This window comes from Amycolatopsis halotolerans, assembly GCF_042647905.1.
Classification (GTDB): domain Bacteria; phylum Actinomycetota; class Actinomycetes; order Mycobacteriales; family Pseudonocardiaceae; genus Amycolatopsis; species Amycolatopsis halotolerans.
In genome coordinates this window covers 1-21,469 of record NZ_JBHRWI010000080.1, presented here as the reverse complement: position 1 = coordinate 21,469, position 21,469 = coordinate 1, and the positions used below count along the sequence as shown (strand labels likewise).

21 protein-coding genes are annotated in these 21,469 nt (G+C 70.0%); 10 read left to right on the top strand and 11 right to left on the bottom strand.

Going from position 1 to position 21,469, the window contains the following annotated elements:
• Positions 1 to 59 precede the first annotated feature (59 nt).
• From ACFORO_RS45760 to ACFORO_RS45745, 5 genes are all read left to right on the top strand, one after another.
• On the top strand, positions 60 to 392 hold the full coding sequence (locus tag ACFORO_RS45760) for an ArsR/SmtB family transcription factor (RefSeq protein WP_377870740.1): 333 nt from the start codon (positions 60 to 62) through the stop codon (positions 390 to 392).
• Positions 389 to 607 (top strand): SRPBCC domain-containing protein, encoded by a 219-nt coding sequence (locus ACFORO_RS46700; RefSeq protein ID WP_449224229.1) that lies wholly within the window; start codon positions 389 to 391, stop codon positions 605 to 607. The genes ACFORO_RS45760 and ACFORO_RS46700 overlap by 4 nt, the downstream gene beginning before the upstream one ends.
• Positions 604 to 828 carry a hypothetical protein gene (locus tag ACFORO_RS46695; RefSeq protein ID WP_449224228.1) on the top strand — a complete coding sequence of 75 codons (225 nt, stop codon included), beginning with the start codon at positions 604 to 606 and terminating at the stop codon, positions 826 to 828. The genes ACFORO_RS46700 and ACFORO_RS46695 overlap by 4 nt, the downstream gene beginning before the upstream one ends.
• On the top strand, positions 825 to 1,478 hold the full coding sequence (locus tag ACFORO_RS45750) for a DUF899 domain-containing protein (RefSeq protein ID WP_377870742.1): 654 nt from the start codon (positions 825 to 827) through the stop codon (positions 1,476 to 1,478). Before ACFORO_RS46695 ends, ACFORO_RS45750 begins: the two co-directional genes overlap by 4 nt.
• A gap of 86 nt (positions 1,479 to 1,564) precedes the next feature.
• The gene (locus tag ACFORO_RS45745; protein WP_377870743.1) at positions 1,565 to 2,128 is read left to right on the top strand and encodes a dihydrofolate reductase family protein; all 564 of its coding nucleotides are present in this window, start codon (positions 1,565 to 1,567) and stop codon (positions 2,126 to 2,128) included.
• 129 nt (positions 2,129 to 2,257) lie between these two features.
• On the opposite strand, the gene ACFORO_RS45740 is transcribed toward ACFORO_RS45745, so the two are convergent.
• The 4 genes from ACFORO_RS45740 to ACFORO_RS45725 are packed head-to-tail and all read right to left on the bottom strand — an operon-like array spanning position 2,258 to position 8,492.
• On the bottom strand, positions 2,258 to 2,872 hold the full coding sequence (locus ACFORO_RS45740; RefSeq protein ID WP_354751128.1) for a GTP-binding protein: 615 nt from the start codon (positions 2,870 to 2,872) through the stop codon (positions 2,258 to 2,260).
• The gene (locus ACFORO_RS45735) at positions 2,853 to 3,623 is read right to left on the bottom strand and encodes a DUF742 domain-containing protein (RefSeq protein ID WP_344267783.1); all 771 of its coding nucleotides are present in this window, start codon (positions 3,621 to 3,623) and stop codon (positions 2,853 to 2,855) included. Before ACFORO_RS45735 ends, ACFORO_RS45740 begins: the two co-directional genes overlap by 20 nt.
• Before the next feature lie 7 nt (positions 3,624 to 3,630).
• On the bottom strand, positions 3,631 to 4,083 hold the full coding sequence (locus tag ACFORO_RS45730) for a roadblock/LC7 domain-containing protein (protein ID WP_037809909.1): 453 nt from the start codon (positions 4,081 to 4,083) through the stop codon (positions 3,631 to 3,633).
• The gene (locus ACFORO_RS45725) at positions 4,080 to 8,492 is read right to left on the bottom strand and encodes a nitrate- and nitrite sensing domain-containing protein (protein ID WP_449224230.1); all 4,413 of its coding nucleotides are present in this window, start codon (positions 8,490 to 8,492) and stop codon (positions 4,080 to 4,082) included. The genes ACFORO_RS45730 and ACFORO_RS45725 overlap by 4 nt, the downstream gene beginning before the upstream one ends.
• 993 nt (positions 8,493 to 9,485) lie before the next feature.
• Here ACFORO_RS45725 and ACFORO_RS45720 point away from each other — a divergent pair.
• Together ACFORO_RS45720 and ACFORO_RS45715 are read left to right on the top strand one after the other, a co-directional pair.
• Positions 9,486 to 9,923, top strand: a complete 438-nt coding sequence (locus ACFORO_RS45720; protein ID WP_354751130.1) for a DUF485 domain-containing protein — start codon at positions 9,486 to 9,488, stop codon at positions 9,921 to 9,923.
• Positions 9,920 to 11,530 carry a solute symporter family protein gene (locus ACFORO_RS45715; RefSeq protein WP_377870745.1) on the top strand — a complete coding sequence of 537 codons (1,611 nt, stop codon included), beginning with the start codon at positions 9,920 to 9,922 and terminating at the stop codon, positions 11,528 to 11,530. Before ACFORO_RS45720 ends, ACFORO_RS45715 begins: the two co-directional genes overlap by 4 nt.
• A 56-nt stretch (positions 11,531 to 11,586) precedes the next feature.
• Here ACFORO_RS45715 and ACFORO_RS45710 read toward each other — a convergent pair whose 3' ends face one another.
• The 5 genes from ACFORO_RS45710 to ACFORO_RS45690 form a co-directional block, all read right to left on the bottom strand.
• Positions 11,587 to 11,937 carry a DUF3817 domain-containing protein gene (locus ACFORO_RS45710; RefSeq protein WP_344267793.1) on the bottom strand — a complete coding sequence of 117 codons (351 nt, stop codon included), beginning with the start codon at positions 11,935 to 11,937 and terminating at the stop codon, positions 11,587 to 11,589.
• Positions 11,938 to 11,963: 26 nt separating this feature from the next.
• The gene (locus ACFORO_RS45705; protein WP_377870746.1) at positions 11,964 to 12,347 is read right to left on the bottom strand and encodes a hypothetical protein; all 384 of its coding nucleotides are present in this window, start codon (positions 12,345 to 12,347) and stop codon (positions 11,964 to 11,966) included.
• A gap of 667 nt (positions 12,348 to 13,014) precedes the next feature.
• On the bottom strand, positions 13,015 to 13,947 hold the full coding sequence (locus ACFORO_RS45700) for a lytic transglycosylase domain-containing protein (protein WP_377870747.1): 933 nt from the start codon (positions 13,945 to 13,947) through the stop codon (positions 13,015 to 13,017).
• A gap of 715 nt (positions 13,948 to 14,662) precedes the next feature.
• On the bottom strand, positions 14,663 to 15,145 hold the full coding sequence (locus ACFORO_RS45695) for a hypothetical protein (RefSeq protein ID WP_037713183.1): 483 nt from the start codon (positions 15,143 to 15,145) through the stop codon (positions 14,663 to 14,665).
• Positions 15,146 to 15,485: 340 nt separating this feature from the next.
• Entirely contained in the window at positions 15,486 to 15,653 is a 168-nt protein-coding gene (locus tag ACFORO_RS45690) for a hypothetical protein (protein WP_162836029.1), read from the bottom strand.
• Between the two features lie 195 nt (positions 15,654 to 15,848).
• On the opposite strand from ACFORO_RS45690, the gene ACFORO_RS45685 reads away from it, so the two are divergent.
• Complete coding sequence (locus ACFORO_RS45685) at positions 15,849 to 16,364, top strand: GNAT family N-acetyltransferase (RefSeq protein ID WP_377870749.1); 516 nt, start codon at positions 15,849 to 15,851, stop codon at positions 16,362 to 16,364.
• A gap of 32 nt (positions 16,365 to 16,396) precedes the next feature.
• Here ACFORO_RS45685 and ACFORO_RS45680 read toward each other — a convergent pair whose 3' ends face one another.
• Positions 16,397 to 17,539 carry a CaiB/BaiF CoA transferase family protein gene (locus ACFORO_RS45680; RefSeq protein WP_377870750.1) on the bottom strand — a complete coding sequence of 381 codons (1,143 nt, stop codon included), beginning with the start codon at positions 17,537 to 17,539 and terminating at the stop codon, positions 16,397 to 16,399.
• A gap of 27 nt (positions 17,540 to 17,566) precedes the next feature.
• Entirely contained in the window at positions 17,567 to 18,718 is a 1,152-nt protein-coding gene (locus tag ACFORO_RS45675) for an acyl-CoA dehydrogenase family protein (RefSeq protein ID WP_116206670.1), read from the bottom strand.
• Between the two features lie 98 nt (positions 18,719 to 18,816).
• Between ACFORO_RS45675 and ACFORO_RS45670 the strand changes: the two genes are divergently transcribed.
• Entirely contained in the window at positions 18,817 to 19,425 is a 609-nt protein-coding gene (locus tag ACFORO_RS45670; RefSeq protein ID WP_354751179.1) for a TetR/AcrR family transcriptional regulator, read from the top strand.
• 67 nt (positions 19,426 to 19,492) lie between these two features.
• Positions 19,493 to 21,103 (top strand): succinic semialdehyde dehydrogenase, encoded by a 1,611-nt coding sequence (locus ACFORO_RS45665; protein WP_377870751.1) that lies wholly within the window; start codon positions 19,493 to 19,495, stop codon positions 21,101 to 21,103.
• Positions 21,104 to 21,469: the final 366 nt, after the last annotated feature.

Genomic DNA, 21,469 nt, shown 5'->3' with positions numbered 1-21,469 from the left:
GGGTTGACGTGCGCGCTATATTCAACCTACTAGTTAATTAACCAAGCGATTGAGCACCGATGCCGACTGACCAGCTGAGCACCACCTTCGCCGCACTGGCGGACCCGACCCGCCGCGCGATCCTCGCCCGCCTGACTCGCGGCGAGGCCACCGTCAACGAGTTGGCCGCCCCGTTCGAGGTGAGCCTGCAAGCAGTGTCGAAACACCTGAAAGTGCTGGAACAAGCCGGGCTGATCAGCCGCGGCCGCACCCGCCAGTGGCGCCCGTGCCGCCTGGAAGCCGCACCGCTGGCGGACGTCGCGGGCTGGGTCGCGGAGTACCGCCGCTTCTGGGAAACCGGCTTCGACCGCTTGGACGAACACCTGCGGCAGCTTCAGGAGGGGACGGAATGACCGAACTGACCATCGTGCGGGTCTTCGACGCCCCGCGAGAACTGGTGTTCCAAGCCTGGACCGACCCGGCACACCTGGCCGCCTGGTTCGGCCCGCACGGCGTCGTCGCGTCCGAAACCCGCACCGACCCACGCCCCGGCGGCACCTGGCACAGCCGGATCACCCCAGCCAAGTACCCCGCGGGATCGCGTCGGCGTCTGGACGGAGCGGCGTGACCGGCCCCCAGGCCGGGTGCGCCGCTCCGTCCAGACGCCGACTTGAAGGCGATCCCGCCTGCGACGGCGGAGCCGGCGCCAAGGACACAGCGCTGGCAGGCAAAACCTCGATGACGTTCCACCAAGCCCCGTTCCCGAACGCAGCCGAGCGCGACGGCCACGTCGACGGCTGGCAATCCAGCTTCGAAGATCTCACCCATACTCTGGAGGAAATGGAATGACCACCGCACTCCCCCGCATCGTCTCCCCGGAAGAATGGGCCACCGCCCGCGAATCCTTGCTGCGCAAGGAAAAAGAACACACCCGCGCAGCCGACCGACTGGCCGCCGAACGCCGCCGAATGCCCATGGTCCCCTTCGCGAAGCAGTACGCATTTACCGGCCCGGCTGGCACCCAAACCCTGCTGGATCTCTTCGACGACCGCCGCCAGCTGATCGTCTACCACTTCATGCTGTACCCCGGCGACGAAGCAGGCTGCCCCGGCTGCTCGCTGCTAGTAGACAACATGAGCCACCCAGCCCACCTGAACGCCCGCGACGTAACCCTCAAGGTCGTAGCCCCCGCGACCGCACCGGAGATCGAACGCTACTGGACCAGGATGGGCTGGACGATCCCCTGGGTTTCCGCGGCAGGCACGGATTTCCCCGCAGACTGCGGCATCGACGGCGGCTTCGGCGTGAGCGTCTTCCTCCGCGACGGCGACGACGTCTACCGCACCTACTTCACCGACGGCCGCGGCGGCGACCAGTTCATCAGCACGCTGCGATACCTGGACGTCACCCCGCTAGGACGACAGGAGGCCTGGGAAGAAGAGCCCCGCGGCACGGACGCCCCCGGCAGCTGGTGGTGGCGCCGCCACGACGAATACTGAAAACTTTGTCGCGCACTGATGTCCAGTCGGCCATGACGACTCCGACCTCCTGGTGACCACCCCTCACCACCGGAAGCGAGCCCGTCATGGCCGACCTGGTCTACCTCGTCCACACCTCACTGGACGGCTGCATCGAAGGCCCCGCCGGAGAATTCGACTGGCCCCACATGGGCCCGGAACTCTCGGACTACGCGAACGAACTGTCGAACCGCGCAGCCATGTTCGCCTACGGCCGCCGAGTATGGGAAATGATGTCGAGCTACTGGCCCGACGTGGAGTCCATCTCAACCCACCCCCACGACCTGGCCTTCGCCCCGATCTGGCGAGAAAAACCGAAACTGGTCTTCTCCCGCACCCTGACCAAGGCCGACTGGAAAACCACAGTCACCAACGGCGACCTGACCGAAGAAGTCGCCAACCACAAAGCCACCGCAACCGGCGACATAATCCTCATGGGCGGCTACGCCCTAGCCGCCGAACTAGGCCGCCGAGGCCTCATCGACGAGTACCTGGTCTGCGTCCACCCAGTAATCCTGGGCGGCAACAAACGCCCCTTCACTGAAGGTGCCGACCGCGCAGAACTGCAGCTCGTAGAAACCCGCACCTTCGACAACACGGTCGTGCTGCTCCGCTACCGGGCCAAGCGCTGACCCAACCACAACGCGGGATCGCGTCGGCGTGTGGAGGGGCAGTGCGCACGGCCCCCAGGCCGGGTGCACTGCCCCTCCACACGCCGACTTAAAGGCGATCCCGCCGCGACGGCGGAGTCGGCGCCAAAATTACTGATGCGCCTTAGCCGCCCGCAACGCGATCCACTGCCGCATCGCATACTCCACCAACGTGATCAGCGTCTGCTTGGTAGATTCCCGATCCCGAGCATCACACCGCACAATCGGAATGCTCGGATCAATGGACAGCGCCTCGCGCACATCATTGATGTCGTGCTCCAGCACGCCGTCAAACGTGTTCACACCCACGATGTACGGCAACCCGCGATCCTCGAAGAAGTCGATCGGCGCGAACGAGTCCGCCAACCTCCGGGTATCCGCGAGCACGACCGCCCCGATCGCGCCGCGCACCAGGTCGTCCCACATGAACCAGAACCGCTGCTGGCCGGGCGTGCCGAACAGGTAGAGGATCAGGTCCGCGTCGAGCGAGACGCGGCCGAAGTCCATGGCGACCGTGGTGGTCGTCTTGTACGGGGTCTGGTCGAGGTTGTCGATGCCGCGGCTGGCGTCGGTCATCATCGCCTCGGTGGTGAGCGGAACGATTTCCGACACCGAACCCACGAAGGTCGTCTTGCCCGCTCCGAAGCCGCCCGCCACCACGATCTTCGCTGATGTCATGGTCGGGGGCGCGGTTTCCCGCGGTGCCTTAAAGCCGACGGAGTCCACTCAAAACCCTTTCCATCAACATCAAGTGTGCTTCGGCGCCGTCCTGGCCCGAGATCGTCCGGTGCACGGTGACGAGGCCGGCGTCGGCCGCGTCGCTGATCAGCACCCGTGCCACCCCCAGCGGCACTGACAGCACCGCGGCGATCTCCGCCACCGAACGCGGGGTCCGGCACGATTCCATGATCGAGATGCTCTCGATCTGTTCCGCCGCCGCCTGGGGGAAGCCCCCCGCGGCGACATGGTCTTTGGTGGAGATCAGGGTCTCCAGTTCGAGCGCGTAGTTCGCCCGGGTGCGCCCGCCGGTGAGAGCGTACGGGCGCACGATCGACGTCTCCTCGGCCGGGTCCACCCGATCGTGGCGCTCGGGACGGACGATCGCCGACGGCATCGAGAACTCGCCGCTCGGCGGTCCCGGGTCGAAGAGCCCGCCTGGTCTGGGGCCGTCGGAGTCCGTACTGCCCGGTGGAGAGACGAGAGAGGTCACACCATCTCCTTGGTCGGCCGGCGGCACAGGTGCCGGCGGCGGGTCCGCTGCCGCGTGCGCTCCCGCGGCGGGCGGCGCTGGGGACTGGGATTCCTTCGTTTCTTTGCCGCTCTTCTTCCGTTTTCTGCGCGAGCGGCCCGAATCAAGGCTGAACCCGTTGAGGACGTCGGCGAACGTGCCGTCGTCCCCGGCGGCGGGCTCCTCCCCGCGCGGGGGTTCGCCGCCGGTACCGGGCTCTTCGCCGAACAATCCGGACCCCTGGCTCATCGCGCCATCATCCCACCGGTTCGCCGATCAGCGAGCCCCCGGCGCCCTGCAGCTGCGCGCGCAGCTCGGGGGTCAGGATCTGGCCGACGCGGTCGACGAGCATGGTCATCTCGTAGGCGACCTGCCCGATGTCGCAGTTGGGCGCGGCGAGGATCGCCAGGCAGGAGCCGTCGCTGATGGACATCAGCACCATGATGCCGAGTTCCATCTCGACGACGGTCTCGCGCACCGAGCCCGCCTCGAAGCACCGGGCGGCGCCCTGGGTGAGGCTGACGAGCCCGGACGCCACGGCGGCGAGCTGGTCGGCGCGGTCGAGCGGCAGCCGGTTGGAGGCCGTCAGCAGAAGACCGTCGGCCGACACGACGACCGCGTGCGCGACGCCCGGGACGCGGTCGGCGAAGTCGTTCACCAGCCAGCCGAACTGGTTCTGCTGCGGCTGGGCCGCATTCGGCGAGGTCATTCACCCTCCAATGTTTCGTGGTTCGTCTCAGCGGCCTGCGCGGTGCGGTGCCTGCCGCGCTGGATCCCCTGCTGGAAACTGCTCAGGCGACCGCGCACGTCGTGCGCGTCGCGGGACGGACGGGGGCTCGCCGACCCGGCGGGCGGCGGTGCGCTGCCGGGAAGCAGTTGTTCGCCCCGGCGGCGCCGAGGCAATCCTGCCGAAGTGAAGGAAGCGGGCGTCGACTGGGACACCGACTGGACTGTCCGCCACCCTTCGTCGGAACCGAAATTCCACTCAGCGGTAGTTTCGGCAGGATCTGGGGCGGGGCTCGCCGAACCGTCGGAACCGGCCGGCCCGGTCGGCGCCGAGGGCGGCTGCGGGGCGTCCTGTCCGGCGGAGGACTGCCGCGACGGAGCCTGTCCCGGCACCAGCGGCTGACCCCACAACCCGGTCTTGGCCGGTGTCGCGGCCGGTCCCGGCGCTCCGGCTTGGCTCGGCGTTCCGGCCTGGCTCGGCATTCCGGACTGACTCGGCGACGCGGTCTGTCCGGACGTTCCCGCCTGGCTCGGCGACGCGGTCGGCCCAGTCGTTCCGGGCTGTGCCGGAAGGTTCTGCCCCGGCACCCGGGTCTGGCCCAGTCCCCCGGCCAGCCCCTGCGCCGGAGCCGGAGCCGCCGGAGCCTGGTCCGCCGTCGTGCCGGACTGCGCCGCGTTCTCCGTCGGCTGGTTCGGCGCGGCGGCCCGAGACTGCGTGGCACTGCGCCACGTCGTCAACGGCGAAGCCTTGCCCGGCACCGGGTTCTCCGCGGGCGTGCCCCACAGCGAGGTCTGCTCCGTGCCCTGCGGCGAAGCAGGCGAAGCGGACGCAGCCGGTGCGGCGGGCGCGGAAGCCTGCCCGTTCGCCGAGGGGCTGTCCGTCTTCTCCGGCGCCGCGGTCTGGCCGTTCGCCGAAGCCTGTGCCGCCTGCGACGCGGGAGTCTGTCCCGTGCCGGAGACCGCGGCTTCGAGCCCGGCCACCGCCGCCGGGACCTGGTTCGGGTCGGCGGTCGGCGGAGCGGGCGGGAGGCTGCTCGCGCCCTTGCGGCGGGTCGGCAGGTTGTCCGGCTTGTCCGGCCGGACGCCCCGGTTCGGTTGCGGCGCGGGCAGTTCCGTGCGCTCGGCGGCTGGCTGGCGCGGCCATCCGCCGTCCGGGTCGAACGCGGGGGGCACGGCCGGGACGGGAGCCGTCTCGTCCGGCGAGTCCGCGTCCGCGGGCCGGGTGCCGAATCCGGCTGGCGCGTCCGTCGCGCCGGAACCGGGCTGGCCGCCGAACGAAGCGGCCGAACCCGGGGTGCGCTGCGGCATCCCGCCGGGACGGTTCTGGTCGGCGGGAACGCCGAACGCGCCCGCGACCGTCTGCCGCCGCCGGGTCGCCGCGTCGTGGGCGCGAGCCCGCTCCGGCGACGTCGTGGCGCTCGAGGCGTCCGAGGCGCCCGTGGTTCCGGAATCCGCGGTGCTGCCAGTGGTTTCCGGCTCGGTCCCGCGAACTTCCTGCCGACCGCGCGTGACGCCGCGCTGGAAGCTGTTCAGCCGCCCCCGCACGTCCGCCGGGTCGCGGACCGGGAGGTCCAGGAGGCCCTTGCCCGGCGCTTCCGCCGGGGGCACCGCCGGTTCCGGCGCGGCGCTGCCCGGCATGAGCTGTTCGCCGCGGCGGCGCCGGGGCAGGCCCGACTTGGTGAACGAGTTCGGCTCCACCTGGGACAGTGCCTGCACTGTCCGCCAGTTTTCGTCGCTCGCGAAATCCCAGTTGCGCTGCTGCTGTTCCTCGTCCGCTTCCGGTTCCGCGGCCTTGTCCGGCGCCGGCGCCGACGAAGCGGGCGAAGCGGCCGGAGCGGCGGCGGGCGGGGGCTGTGCGGGCGAACGGAACCAAGCCGACAGCATCTCGTCGAAGATCGGCGTGTTCTCGATCGTCGTCTCGGCCGCGGACGGCGGCGGGACCTCCGGCACCTGCTGCGCGGCCTGGTTCCACCAGTCGCTCAGCGTCGTCGCGTTGGCCGCGGAGAAGAGGTCCTTGCCCGAGGGCAGTTCGCCGTCGCGTTCGTCGCGGGTTTCCGTGGCCGGTTCGGGCTCCGGGCGCGGCGGCGGGACGTCGACGGTCTGCGGCAGCTTCGGCGCGGGCGGCGGCGGAGCGGGCGTGTCGTCGTCGCGCGGGATCGGGCTGAACAGCGCGGTGCCGGACACCTCGAGGTCGGACGGCGGACGCGCGACCTTGTCCCCGGAGAAGCCCGCGAGATCGCCGGCCGACGGCCAGCGCTGGGTTTCCTCGGAGTTGCCGCCCTGCTGCGGAACGAGACCCGGCACGGCCGACCCGTTGGTCGCACGCTGGCGGCGGGGCAGCCCGCCCGGCGCGACGGGCGGGGCGGCGAGGCTCGCCTTGGGGCCGGGCAGCTGGCCGGGTTCCGAGCGGTCGCCCGACACGGTGGCCAGGCCGGTCATCACCAGCTCCGGCGGAACCATCACGGTGGCCCGCACGCCGACGATGTCCTTGCCGCCGTGCAGCGAAACGCCGATGCGGTGGCGGCCGGCGAGGCGGCCGACCACGAACAGGCCCATCCGGCGCGAGGTCGCGAGGTCGACCGAGCCCGAGTCGGTGAGCCGGCCGTTGGCCTCCACCACCTCGTACTCGTTCATGCCGATGCCCTTGTCGAGGATGTCGACGTTGAGCGAACCGTCCTCGGCGAGCCGCGTCGCGACCGTCACCTGGGTTTCCGGCGCGGAGAACGCGGTCGCGTTGTCCAGCAGCTCCGCGATGAGCCGCTGGACGTCGCTCGCGGCGAACCCGACGATCTTCACCGCGGGCGGGTGCTGCACCGAAACCCGTTGGTACTGCTCGATTTCCGACACCGCGGCGCGCAGCACGTCGTGCGTCGCGACCGGCTGGCCGGAACGGCGGCCCGGCTCGGCGCCGGAGAGGACCATCAGGTTCTCGTTGTTGCGCCGCATCCGGGTGGCGAGGTGGTCGAGCTGGAACAGCGTGGCGAGCTGGTCGGCGTCTTCCTCGTCGCGCTCCAGCCGCTCGATCAGCTGCAGCTGCCGCTGCACGAGGCTCTGGCTGCGCCGCGACAGGTTGACGAACACGCTGGAGTAGCCGGCGCGCATCGCGGCCTGTTCGGTCGCGAGCCGCAGCGCCTGGCTGTGCACCTTCTCGAACGCCCGCGCGACCTCGCCGACCTCGTCCTGCACCTGGACCGGGACCGGCTCGACCTCGATGCTCTGCGCGCGGCCCTCCTGGATGTTGCGGACCGCCTCGGGCAGGTCCTTCTCCGCGACGTCCAGCGCGCTGCGGCGCAGGACCTTCAGCGAGCGCAGCAGCTGGCGGGCGATGACGAACACTACCGCGGCGGCGGCGGCGAGCGCCGCGAACAGCAGCACGGCCAGCAGACCGGCGCTGCTGCCCGCGTCCTCGACCAGCCCGGACGACGCCGCGGTGAGGTCGGTGCTCATCCGGCCGGAGACCTCGGTCAGCTGCGAGACCACCGCGTTCGAGGCGTTGTTCCACTCCTGCGGCGAAGTCCGCTTGAGCGCGTCGTCGGTGGAAACGCCCTGCCCGCCGAGCACGGTGCCGAGCATCCGCTTGCGGTCGTAAGAGGTGTCCGGCTTGATCGTGCTCTCGAAGTCGAGGCGCTGCGGCGCGGTGGCGGCGGCGTTGAAGTCGGCGACGCGGTCGTCGAAACGCAGTTCCGCGTCGCGCACGTCGCTCAGCTGCTGCGGGGTGAGCGTGCCGGCGGAGATGCCGTAGCCCACCAGGGACTGGGTGACCGACACCTGTTCTTTGGCGGCCTCGAGGTCGTGCAGCGCGCTCGGGGTGCTGCCGAGCGCGTCGGCGCTCGCGCCCGCCGACACCGCGGTGTCGGCTCCGATCAGCGCGCTGGTGACGGCGTTGTAGTCGCCGACCGCCTCGGCCGCGTTCAGCAGGCCGGCCCCGACCTGCTGGCGGATCACCGCGATCTCGTTGACCTGCGCGGTCGCCGAGTTCACCGCGCCGGAGACGCTCGAGCCGTCGGCCCCGACCCGCGCGGCCGCCTCGGTGAACGGCGCGACCGCCGCGTCGGTGGCCGCGCGGGCGGCCTTCAGTTCGGGGGTGACGCCCGAGGTGCCCGCGATGAGCTGGGCGGCGGTCTGGGTGCGTTCGCGCTGCAGCCCGTCGGTGAGCGCGCGCAGCTGGGTGCTCAGCCCGACGAGCCGGTCGATCCGCTGGTAGTCGCTCGACCGCGAGACCTGGCCCGCGATCGCGGTGATGCCCAGGACCAGCGCGAGCACGATGGGGACGATCGTGACCGCGGACAGCTTGACCGGCAGGCTCCAGTCCCGCCAGCGCAACGCCGCCCGCCAGCCCGACGACCAGCGCGGCCGCTTGGGCGGGCGGCCGAGCAGCTTCTCCACAGGCACTTGGCCTTCTCCTGCAACGGTCACGAAAGTGACTCCCTGTCCGGCGTCGTGGCGGCCCGTCGGCGGTTCCCGCGGCTCCCCGCGCTCCCGGTGCGCTCAGCGCTCCCGGCGCGGAGTCCCGCGGTCCGCCTGCCCGCGCGTCCGACCGGGGGCGGGCACGACTTGGTCGATCCTTCACCGGTCCGGGAGACGATCGGCTTCCCGGGACTATGCACGTGCACGACGCAACTTGCGGACTGCACGGCGGTGGTCGAGATCAACTTGTCTGCGCCTTATCGATCGCTGCGGGCGGCTGGGGCCAAAGAATCGTACACCAATCGCCGCCTGCGTTATTGCGTTCCACATCGGGGTGCTGACCTGGGAAAATAGTCGGACCGCGCGAACCCGGAGGCGCGGATTCGACAAGGAACGCCCGGCGCGGGAATTCCGGTTACCCGGTGCTCTCGGCTCCGACGTCCGACCGTCACCCGATTAGCCCACACAGGGTAAGCGGCACCCTCGATGGGACTACGCTCCGTGCCCCCATCGGGTGGGTGCACCCGTAAGTTGAACCCGATGTTGTGGAGATGCAGCGACGCGCCGCTCGACCCGGTGATTTTTGCCAGCCTCCCTTCTCTGCCTGGGAATCCCCGCCCGGCCGCGGACCTGCCCGCCGAAGCGGAGCGGCCGCCCCGCCCGGCGGCTACGACCGGTCACCGTATTGGATCTTGACCGGCCCGTCACTCCGCCATCTGCCGCAACCCGGACCCGGCCCGGCAACTCCCCGTGACAGGGGTGCTCACTATTCCGAGTGATCAGCCTGTGATCTGCCCGGACGCGCCGTTTCGCGCTATTTCCCGGGCGAAAAGGAATTTCCGGTGCCCCCGCGAACCGGCTTTTTCCGCGTTCCGGCGGCGTCGTTACTATGGCCGCCTCCCAGTCCGCAAGGGCGATCCGGGCGCTTTCTCGAACGCCGCCCGGCGCCATCCACCGCGCAAGTTGCCGGAGGCAGCCATGCACAACGTCGCGCGCACCACCGGACCGGCCGCCTCGGCCGAGGACACCGGTCAGATGCCCGCGCTGTTCGACCGCGAAGGAGGCGACGCCGCCCCGCGCGGCAGGCGCCGCAAGCGCGGCCCGGACTACGAGCAGATCCAGCGCAGCCCCCAGTTCCGCTCGCTGCGCAGCCGGTTCCGCCGGTTCGTGTTCCCGATGAGCATCGGGTTCTTCGTCTGGTACCTCGTCTACGTCGTGCTCGCCGCCTACGCGAGCGACTTCATGAGCACGCCCGTCTTCGGCCTGGTCAACGTCGGCATGCTGCTCGGCCTCGGCCAGTTCGTCACCACCGCGGCGATCACCGCGCTGTACGTCCGCTTCGCCGACCGCGAGATGGACCCGCGCGCGGCCGAGATCCGCGCGCAGAACGCCGTCACGGAAGGAACCCCTCAGTGACCCTCGCGACCACCACGTCACTCGCCGAAGGAGCTTCGGCGAGCAACCCGTTGATCAACACCGGGGTGTTCGCGCTGTTCGTCGCGATCACCCTGTTCGTGGTCTACCGCGCGGGCAACCGCCGATCCTCCACCTCGGGCTACTACACCGCCGACAGCGCCTTCACCGGACGGCAGAACGGCGTCGCGCTCTCCGGCGACTTCCTGTCCGCCGCGTCGTTCCTCGGCATCGCCGGCGCGATCGCGATCAACGGCTACGACGGCTTCCTCTACTCCATCGGCTTCCTCGTGGCGTGGCTCGTCGACCTGCTGCTGCTCGCGGAACTGCTGCGCAACACCGGCCGCTTCACCATGGGCGACGTGCTCAGCTTCCGGATGAAGCAGCGTCCGGTGCGCGCCGCGTCGGCCACGTCGACGCTGGTGATCTCCTTCTTCTACATGCTCGCGCAGATGGCGGGCGCGGGCGGCCTGGTCGCGCTGCTGCTGGACGTCCACTCCAAGTGGGGCCAGGCGCTGGTGATCACCGTGGTCGGGCTGGTGATGATCTCCTACGTGCTGCTCGGCGGCATGAAGGGCACCACGTGGGTGCAGATCATCAAGGCCACCATCCTGCTCACCGCGGCCTCGCTGATCACCGTGTTCCTGATGGGCAAGTACGGCTTCAACTTCTCGAGCCTGCTCCGCGCGGCCACCGACCACAGCCCGATGGGCAAGGACCTGCTCTCCCCCGGCGGCTCCTACGGCAAGAACGGGACCACGAAGCTCGACTTCGTGTCGCTGTCGCTGGCGCTGGTGCTCGGCGTCGCTTCGCTGCCGCACGTGCTGATGCGCTTCTACACCGTGCCGAACGCCCGCGAGGCGCGCCGCTCGGTGGTGTGGGCGACCGCGTGCATGTTCGTGTTCTACCTGTGCACGCTGGTGATCGGCTTCGGCGCGGCGGCGATCGTCGGCCCGGACGAGATCAAGGCCGCGCCCGGCGGCGAGAACTCGGCCGCGCCGCTGCTGGCCCTGCACGTGGGCGGGACGGTGCTGCTCGGCATCATCTCGGCGGTCGCGTTCGCGACGATCCTCGCCGTGGTGGCCGGGCTGACGCTGACCGCGTCCGCCTCGTTCGCGCACGACGTCTACGCGAACGTCATCAAGCGCGGCAAGGCGGAGCCGGAGGACGAGGTCCGGGTCGCCCGGCTGACCGCGGTCGTGATCGGCGTGTTCGCCATCCTCGGCGGCATCCTCGCCAACGGCCAGAACATCGCGTTCCTCGTGGCGCTCGCGCTGGCCGTGGCGGCGTCGGCGAACCTGTCGACTCTGCTGTACTCGCTGTTCTGGAAGCGGTTCAACACCACCGGAACGCTGTGGAGCATCTACGGCGGGCTCATCGCGTGCGTCGTGCTGGTGCTGTTCTCGCCGGTGGTGTCGGGTGCGGCGGACTCGATCTTCCCGAGCGTCGACTTCCACTGGTTCCCGCTGAAGAACCCGGGCCTGGTGTCGATCCCGGTGTCGTTCCTGTGCGGCGCGATCGGCACGTTCGTCGGCCGCTCGAAGGGCGACCCGGCCAAACACGCGGAGATGGAGGTCCGGTCGCTGACCGGCATCGGCTTCGGCTCTTGACCCGCTGAGCACGAAAAAACCGCGGCACCCGTTCGGGCGCCGCGGTTTTTTCGTGCTCAGAAGACGTCGCGCCCGGCCTGCACGCGGTGGGTCACCCGGCGCTCGACGACGAACGACACGAACGGGACGCATCCGGCCAGCAGCACCAGGACGGTGCTCTTGATCGACCAGCGGGCCTTGATCGCGAGGTCGATGGTGAGCACCAGGTAGATCATGTAGAGCACGCCGTGGATCGGCGAGTACACCTGCGCGGGCGTCGCGTTGCCGAAGCCGTACTCGATGATCATGGTGGCGCAGAGCGCGAGCAGGCCGACGCCGGTCACGTACGCGCTGGCGCGGAACCGCGTCAGCGAGCCGGACACCTTCGACTGGCGGGTCGGGGCGGCACCGTCGGTGCTGGTCGTCATGGGAGCGTCCTCACTTCCGCGGGCGTTCAGGACTGCTGGTCGCGGGCGTTGAGCTCGCGCAGGTAGCGGTTGTAGGCGGCGAGTTCGTCGTCTTCTTCGACGGGAGCCGCGGCCGGTCGCGGCGCGGGCACGCGAACCGGCGCCGGTGCGGCCGGTCCGGCCTGGTCGGCGGCTTCCTCTTCGCGTTCGCGCAGCTTCTTGATGCGCCAGAACATGAACGCCGGGAAGAGCCCGAAAAGCGGCCATTGCAGCACGTAGCCGAGGTTCTGGAAGGTGCCGGTGGCGGACGTGAACCGGTCCCACTGCCACCAGGCCAGCCCGCAGCACAACGCCAGGCTCACGACGCTCGTGGCGACGATCGTGAGCCGGCGCCCGAGCGGGGACACGGCCGGGCCGGGATCTGCAGGCACGGTATCGACGCTAGCACTGGCGGGGAAGAGCGTTGCTGAGAGGCGGCGAGGTCGTGACCGGGGCCCCACCCGGCGCTCGCTGGCCGGATTCCCCGCGGCTGAGGTGCCGGAGCTGGCTTCGGACGGATCCCCCGAGCACTGCGCGCGCCGGGACGGCTTCGCTGCTTTGCCCGGGTTCTCAGCTCGGGCAAACGCCCCAATGCCACATTCGGTGCATCCCGCGCACCGAACGCCACATTGGATGCGTCCAGCGCACCCAATGCCACATTCGGTGCATCCCACGCACCGAACGCCACATTGGATGCGTCCAGCGCACCCAATGCCACATCGGGGTTCTCCCTGTTGCGCGGTGTGCGGCGGCTTCGCTGTCGCGGTGCTCGCCAGGGCGGTTCGGGGCACCGGCTGGCAAGACGGGTCACCTGCCCTCGCTCCCGCGGAAGTCCGTGAAGGGCTCCTTGAGGGAATCTGATTCCCTCAAGGAGCCCTTCACGGACCTCGGCATCGCGCACCCGGCTAGTCGGCAGGGGCGAGCGATGCTGAGCCGACCTCGCTTGGGCGGTCGGGCTGGCCGGATGCGAGGAGCTGTGCGCTGGGCGGGAATCCAAGTCCGTGAAGGTTCCCCTCACGGACGAGGGTCGGAGAAGCAGGCCGGGAGGGTGGCGAGCGGTCAGCCCGCTTGCACCTTTTGCGCCGCCTTCGCGTAGCCGTCGGCCAGGCCGAAGACCTTCTGCGCGTACTCCGTCGAGTTGTTGTACGACAGGATCCCCGCCCACCAGCCCGCCGGGCTGGCCATGTCGCGGCCGCCCGCGCACAGGTAGCGGGCGGCGGTGAGGGCGGCGTCGTCGATTTGCTGCGGGTCGGCGCGGCCGTCGCCGGTGGCGTCGGACGCCCATTTCCGCCAGGTGCTCGGGATGAACTGCATGGGGCCGACCGCGCGGTCGGCGACCGGGTCGCCGTCGAGCTGGCCGCCGTCGGTGTCGCTGATCGCGCGGACGCCGGAGGAACCGTCGAGCGGGACGCCGATGATCGGCTTCGACGGGCGGCCGTCCGCGCCGAGGACCGCTCCGCCGTACTGGCCGTGGTTGGACTCGATGCGGCCGATGCCGGCGAGCGTCGCCCAGGAGATGTGGCAGCCGCGGTCGACCTCGCGCATCGCGAGCTCCGCGTTTCCGTACGCGCGCACCGCGCGGGCCGGGATGCCGGTGGCAGGCCCGACCTTGTCCGCCCAGCTCTGCAGCGGGTCGCCGCCGGTCGGGCGCGCCGACTGCGGTGCCGTGCCCTGGTCCGCCGCCCCGCCCGCGGCGACGGCGCTGACCGGCGCGATCGAACCCGGCTTGACGTCGACCGCCTTGACGCTCAGCGCCGGGATGTCGGTCGTGGTGGGACTGGCTGCCGGGGCGGACGCCCTGGTGACGATCCAGATCCCGCCGCCCGCGACCGAGAGCACCGCGACGACGACGGCGAGCCGCACCGCGAGCGCGGCGCCGTGACCGCGACGGGCGGGCGAGGGGGCGGCAGCGGGAGCCGCGGTCTCGTCCCCGGTCGGCGCGGTGTCGGGGGTCTGTCCGGTGGCGGGCACGAAACTCCGGTCCTCCAGCATGGCTTGGGGTTCGCAACACTCAACGAGCCCGCGCAGGTTAGCGTTACGCACGCATCGCCATGGCCCCCGCCACGCCGGTTCACCCAGCCGGGTAATCCGGGTTCCGTCAGGTGGACGGCCGCCGCCGCACAAACCCCGCGAGCCCCATGCCGAGGCGGGTTCGGCGGACCGGCCGAAGGAACTTCCGTCGCCGTCCGGGCGGCATCACCGCGGTTCGCCGACCAGCCACGCGGCAAAGAACGTCCGTCGCCCGAGCAGCACCACCACGGTTCGCCAACGGGCCACGCGGCAAGCAACTTCCGCCGCTGTCCGGGCGACACCATTGCGATTCGCCGACCAGCCACGCGGCAAGAAAAGTCCGTCGCCGTCCGAGCAGCACCACCGTGATCCGCCCGCCGACCATGCGACAAGGAACTCCCGCCGCCGCTCGGGCAGCATCCCGCGATCCGCCCACCGGCCGCGCGGTCTCGCCAACCAGGCTTTCGCCGCACTTCGATCGCTGCCGCGATGTCCGGCCGCCGCCAGTCGACACCGCCAACGAAAAACGTCCGCCGCATGCGGCTTCGGCGCTCCCGAGCAAAGGAGTGCTTCCACCGCACCGCGACGGGCGTCTCGCCGTGCTGCCTGGCCGATTCGCCGGCCAGGCAACACAGCTGTCAAACAGGCTTCTTCTTTCGCCGCGCGAGCCGCGCGGAAAACCAACCGCCTCGAACGATCAGGCGGGCTTCTGCTGCCGAGCCAGCCGAGCGACGCACCACGCGGGCGCGCTGCCGCGGCGGAGATGCTGCAGCACCGTCATCGGGCCGAGCCGCCGCGCCAGGTCGGACGGCGCGAGACCGGCCGCCCGGTAGTCCAGGGCCCGCTGGTCGAGCGGGCTGATGCCGGCGTCCCACCACTGCTGCGCTTCGGCGACGTCGCCGACCATCTGCCACCAGCCCGCGGCGGCGACGAGCAGTTCTTCCGGGACCTCCGGCAGCCGGGCGCGCATCGCGTCGAGGTAGCCGGGGTCTGCGGCCTCGACCGGGGCCCAGCGGGCGGGTCCGGACCGGGCGCGCTGGCCGGGAATGCCCGGCGGAGCGGCCGGCGCGTCGGCCAGCCAGGCCGAGGCGATGCGATCGACCTCCTGCTCCTCAGGGGTCTTCTCGCGCTCGGCCGACCACTGCCGGATCAACGCGTCCACTCCGGGATCTCCGGTCATCCCTGCCTCCTCATCGGTCCCCGACGGGCAGGCCTTTCGACCGCCTGCCCCGTTGCGCGTCCACGACTGGCACCCCACGCGTGACCGGGCCGAATACCCGCCGTGACCCGGTTCCCGGGGGACCGGAGAACCGGCTGATCACGCAATGTGAGCACCGTAGGGCGGCACCTGCTTTCTCCGCCATACCCCGGACCCCGGAAATTCGGTGACCAGGCGGTTTCAGGGGCCAATCCACCCGGATGGTCGAGCGAAGTGCCCGAATCCCGGGATCCGGTGACGATGCGTGACTAGTTGGCCGGACGGACGCGCGGAGGCGTCCCGGCGAAGGGAAAAGAGCGGGTCAGGCGAAGAGGCTCTTGAAGAAGGTGACGATCGCTTCGGCGCCGTCCTTGAGCCAGCCGAGCACGCGGTGCACGAAAGCCGCGGAGTTGGTGGGCTGCGTGATCAGGAAGAACAGCACGAGCGCGACGACTCCGACGACGACGATCTTCTTCAGGCCGCTCGACATGGTTTCGTTCCCCTCCGCTCACCCGGCATCCGGTCGAACGCCGGCCCCGCCTCGGCAGAGTCGGCTCCCACTGTAGTGACGACACGGCGGAATGGCCCGTCGCGGGCCCCGATCCAGCCAGAAAGCTCACGGCCGGGTGACGCCGGTCACCAACGGGTGATCAAGTCCCGGGCGGCGCCCCGGTAGGCTCCGCCGATGGACGACGGCGCAGTGACTCTCCGCCCCGTGCGCGAGTCCGACCTCGGTCTGCTGGAGGCGCTGACCAACGACCCGGAGACGGTCGGCGAGCACCAGTGGTTCGGCTGGCACGACCCCGGCTACATCCGGCGGCTCTGGCGCGAAAACGGCATGCTGACCACCGACAACGGCATGCTCGTCCCGACGCTCGGCGAACGTCCGCTCGGACTGGTGTCGTGGCATCGCACGCGGACCGGCCCGCACACCTACTGCTGGAACATCGGCATGGTCCTGCTGCCGGAGGCGCGCGGGCACGGCCTCGGCGCGCAGGCGCAGCGGGAGCTCGTGCGCTACCTGTTCGCGCACACGCAGTTCAACCGCGTCGAGGCCAGCACGGAGGTGGGCAACCGGGCCGGACAGCGTTCGCTGGAGAAGGCCGGATTCACCCGCGAAGGGATCCTGCGCGGGTTCGACTTTCGCGACGGGGAGTGGCGCGATCACATCCTCTACTCGGTGATCCGCTCCGACTTGTAAGTGGTGATCGCGGTGAGAACCGTGATCACCACTCACGACACCGCGCCCGCCTCTCTCAGCGCCGAGAGCTCAACGTCGTCATAACCCAGCTCCGCCAACACTTCCGCAGTGTCGGAGCCCTTCTCGTGCGGCGCTTCCGGCGTAGCAGCGGGCGTCCGGTCGAACCGCGGCGCCGGCGCGGGCTGCACCGTGCCGCCGATGTCCACGAACGTTCCACGCGCCGCGTTCTGCGGATGCTCGGCGGCCTCCCACGGCGACAGCACCGCGGTGAGACACGCGTCCGTGCCTTCCGCCCGCGCGACCAGTTCGTCGCGCGTGAACCGGCCGACCGCTTCCTCCAGGATCTTGCGCAGCCGCGGCCATTGGCTCTGGTCGACGTGCATCGGCAGGTCCTCGTTCTCCAGCCCGAGCACCTTCACCAGGTCAGCCCAGAACCGCATCTCGATCGCGCCGATGGCGACGTACTTGCCGTCCGCGGTCTCGTAGGTGTCGTAGAACGGGGCGCCGCCGTCGAGGAGGTTTTCGCCGCGCTCCCCCGGCCACACGCCTGCCGCGCGCATCCCGTGCAGGCTCGTGGTGAGCAACGCCGCGCCTTCCACCATCGACGCGTCCACGACCTGGCCGCGCCCGGACGTCGTGCGCTCGTGCAGCGCGGCCAGCACGCCCATCGCGAGCATCAGGCCGCCTCCGCCGAAGTCGCCGACCAGGTTGAGCGGCGGCACCGGACGTTCGCCTGCCCGGCCGATCGGGTCGAGCGCGCCGGCGACGCCGATGTAGTTGATGTCGTGCCCGGCCGCCGACGCGAGCGGACCGTCCTGGCCCCAGCCGGTCATCCGGCCGTACACGAGCCGCGGGTTGCGCGCGTGCACCTGCTCCGGCCCGATGCCCATCCGCTCCGCGACGCCCGGCCGGAAGCCTTCGATCAGCACATCGGCGCTCTCGGCCAGTTTCAGCACCAATTCGACGCCCTCGGGCGTTTTCGTGTTCACGCCGACCGAGCGCCTGCCGCGGGCGAGCGGGTCGTTCGGGATGCCGAGCACGTCGGAGCCCGGGGTGGCGCGGTCGACGCGGATCACGTCGGCGCCGAGGTCGGCCAGGATCATGCAGGCGAACGGAGCCGGCGCGAGCCCGGCCAACTCCACCACCCGCAGCCCGGCGAGCGGACCTTGCTTCACGGGTAAGTCCTTTCGCAGCAACGGTCTTCAGAGCGTGCGGGAGATGATTTCCTTCATGATCTCGCTGGTGCCGCCGAAGATCCGCGAGATCCGCACGTCCGCCCAGGCCCGCGCGATCGGGTACTCGGTCATGTAGCCGTAGCCGCCGAACAGCTGCAGGCAGTCGTCCACGACCTTGTTCACCCGCTCGGTCGTCCACAGTTTCGCCATCGCCGCGCCCTGCACGTCGAGTTCGCCGCGCAGGTGCCGTTCGATGCACTGGTCGAGGAACGCGCGCGACACCGCTGCTTCCGTCGCCGCCTCGGCGAGTTTGAACTTCGTGTTCTGGAAGTTGAAGATTGGGCGGCCGAACGCCGTGCGTTCCTTGGTGTAGTCGATGGTCAGGTTCACTGCGGCTTCCAAGCCTGCCACCGCGGTCACGGCGATGATCAGCCGTTCCTGCGGGAGCTGCAGCATCAGCTGGATGAAGCCCTGACCCTCGGCGTCGCCGAGCAGGTTCGCGGCGGGCACGCGGACGTCGTCGAAGAACAGCTCGGCGGTGTCCTGGCCCTTGAGCCCGACCTTGTCGAGCACGCGGCCGCGGCGGAAGCCCGGGGTGTCGGTCTCGACCACGATCAGCGAGACGCCCTGCGCGCCGGCGTCCGGGTCGGTCTTGCACGCGACCACGACGAGGTCGGAGTGAAAGCCGTTGGTGATGAAGGTCTTCGCGCCGTTGATGACGTAGTGGTCGCCGTCGCGGACCGCGCGGGTCTTGATGTTCTGGAGGTCTGAACCAGTGCCCGGTTCGGTCATCGCGACCGCGCCGACCATCTCGCCGGTGGCCATCTTCGGCAGCCACTCGCGCTTCTTTTCCTCCGACGCGTACGCCAGGATGTAGTGCGCCACGATTCCACTGTGGACGGTGACGCCCCAGGCGCTGTCCCCGGCGCGAGCCTGCTCCTCGTACAGCACGGCCTCGTGCGCGAATGTGCCGCCGCCCCCGCCGTACTCCTCCGGGATCGACAGGCACAGCAGGCCGAGCTCGCCCGCCTTGGTCCAGATTTCCCGGTCGAGCTTCTTCTCCGCCGCCCAGCGCTCCTGGTTCGGCACGAATTCCTTCTGCAGGAACGACCGGGAGAGCTCCCGGAGATCCTCGAGTTCGGTGGTGCTCCACGAGCTCTTCTGGGTCTGCAACGGCACGGCTGGGCCTCCCGCGAACTGGAAAACATGACGCTTGGCAGGTAAGTTCTGAGCGGAATGTACATCCCATCCGTCCGGTACGTAAAGCAGGAGCCGCGATGACTGAGGTCGCCCGGGGACACCGCACCCAGGCCGAACGCCGCGAGCAGACGCGCACCGCCCTGCTGGACGCGACGATCGACTGCCTGGTCGAGATCGGGTACTCGCGGGCGTCGGTGCAGGAGATCTGCACCCGCGCGGGCGTCTCGAAGGGCGCGGTGCAGCACTACTTCGCCACGAAAGCCGAACTGATGGCGGCCGCGGTCGAGCACCTCACCACCAAGCTGCGCACCCAGCTCGCCGCCTCGCTCGGCTCGCTGCCGGGCGGCGCGTCCGGCGTCGCGGCGGCGATCGACCTGCTGTGGGAGGGCTACTCGGGCACGCTGTCCACCGCGGTCACCGAGCTGTGGGTCGCCGCCCGCACCGACCCGGAACTGCGCGCGGCGATCCGCCCGGTCGACCGTGCACTGGGCCGAGCGACGCTGGGACACATCAGCGAAGTCGCCGGCGACCTGCCGAAAGAACGCGCGGAGATGCTGTTCTGGCTCACCGTGAACCTCACCCGAGGCCTCGCCCTCGACGCCGAACTGGGCGGCGACCCCCGGCGACGCCGTCAGCTGCTGGAAGAGTGGAAGCGGATCGCCGTGCTGCTGTATTCGGGCGACTAGTTTCCATACCGCCGGTATGGTGTACTCGTCGGTAACACCCGGCCCCGCACGGAAGAAGGTGCGCTCGATGACGAGTACGACCCCGGCGAACCTCACCGGCCAGCCCCTGCCCGCGACCGTCGGCGGCGTGGCAGGCGCTCCGTCCGCGGCCCGCGCGGCCGCACTGGTAGCCCGCGTGACCGGAGGCGCCGACAACGCGCCAGTGCACATGACCGCGCCTTTCACCGGACAGCCGATCACCTCGCTCCCCCAGGCCGACGACGCCGAAGTACGCGCCGCCTTCGCCTCCGCCCGCGAGGCCCAGCGCGAATGGGCAGCCCTTCCGGTGACCCGGCGGCAGCAGTTCCTCCTGCGCCTGCACGACCTGGTACTCGCTCGCCAAGCGGAAGTCCTGGATCTGGTCCAGGTCGAAGCAGGCAAGGCCCGGATCGACGCGTTCGACGAGGTCAGCGCCACCGTCCTGGTAGCGGCCTACTACGGCAAACACAGCGCGAAGATCCTCTCCCCGCGCCGCGCCCCGGGCGTGATTCCAGGCCTTACCCGCGCCGGCGAACTGCGGCACCCCAAGGGCGTCGTCGGCATCATCTCGCCCTGGAACTACCCGCTCGCACTGACCGCGATGGACGTCTTCCCCGCGCTCGCCGCCGGTAACGCAGTTGTGCAGAAACCGGACAACCAGACCGCGCTGTCCGCGCTGTGGCTGCAAGAACTGGCCGAGGAAGCCGGACTGCCCGCAGGCCTGTGGCAGATCGTGCTGGGCCGAGGCTCGCAAATCGGCGACGCGCTCCTGGAAGAATGCGACTACCTCTGCTTCACCGGCTCCACCCCCACCGGCAAAGACCTGGCAGGCCGGATCGCACAGCGGCTCACCAGCTACTCGCTAGAGCTGGGCGGCAAGAACCCGATGATCGTGCTGCCGGACGCAGACATCCCCAAAACCGCCGCCGGTGCGGTAACAGCGTGCTTCTCGTCAGCAGGCCAACTGTGCGTGTCGGTCGAGCGGATCTACGTGCACGACAGCATCCGCGAAGAGTTCACGCGCGAATTCGTGGCGCGAACAGCCGCTCTCCGACTGGGCGGCTCGCTGGACTACCACGCCGGCATGGGTTCGCTGACGTCCAAAAGCCAGCTGGAAACAGTGTCCGCACATGTAGAAGACGCCCGAACGAAGGGCGCGCAAGTACTGACCGGCGGACGCCCCCGACCGGACCTGGGCCCGTTGTTCTACGAGCCAACGGTCCTGACGGACGTCCGCCCCGGAATGACCCCGTTCGCCTCGGAAACCTTCGGCCCAGTGGTATCGATCTACGGTTTCAGTGATGTCACGGACGCGATCGAGCGAGCGAACGACACCCCGTTCGGCCTGAACGCGAGCGTATGGACGCGAAGGGGCCGCGCAGGCTGGGAAGTCGGCGCACGCCTGAAGGCAGGCACCGTGAATGTCAACGAGGGCTACGCAGCGACCTTCGGAACAGTCGGCGTCCCCATGGGCGGCATGAAGGAATCCGGAGCCGGACGCCGCAACGGCGCAGAAGGCCTGCTGAAGTACACAGAACCCCAGTCAATCGCCGTACAACGAGGAATGGGCCTGCGACCGCCCAAGGGAGTTCCGGGTTCCGTGTGGGCCCGCTTCATGACGGTGAGCATGAAACTCCTGCGCCACCTGCCCGGACGGTAAGACGTCCGTGAGGGGAACCCTGAGGGACTCTGAGTCCCTCAGGGTTCCCCTCACGACCCGGCATTCCCTCAAGGGGCCCCTCACGGAACCAGATTCCCTCAAGGAGCCCTTCACGGACCGCCCCCACGGCCGCGATCGCGATGCACCCAATGTGGCATTGGGTGCATCGCACGCACCCAATGCGGCGTTCGGTGCATCTGACGCACCCAATGTGGCGTTCGGTGCATCTGACGCACCCAATGTGGCATTGGGTGCATCGCACGCACCCAATGTGGCGTTCGGTGCATCGCACGCACCCAATGCCACATTGAGGTTTTCTCAGTAGCGTCCGTGGTGTTCGTGGTGGGTGAGGACGAGGGCTGCTTG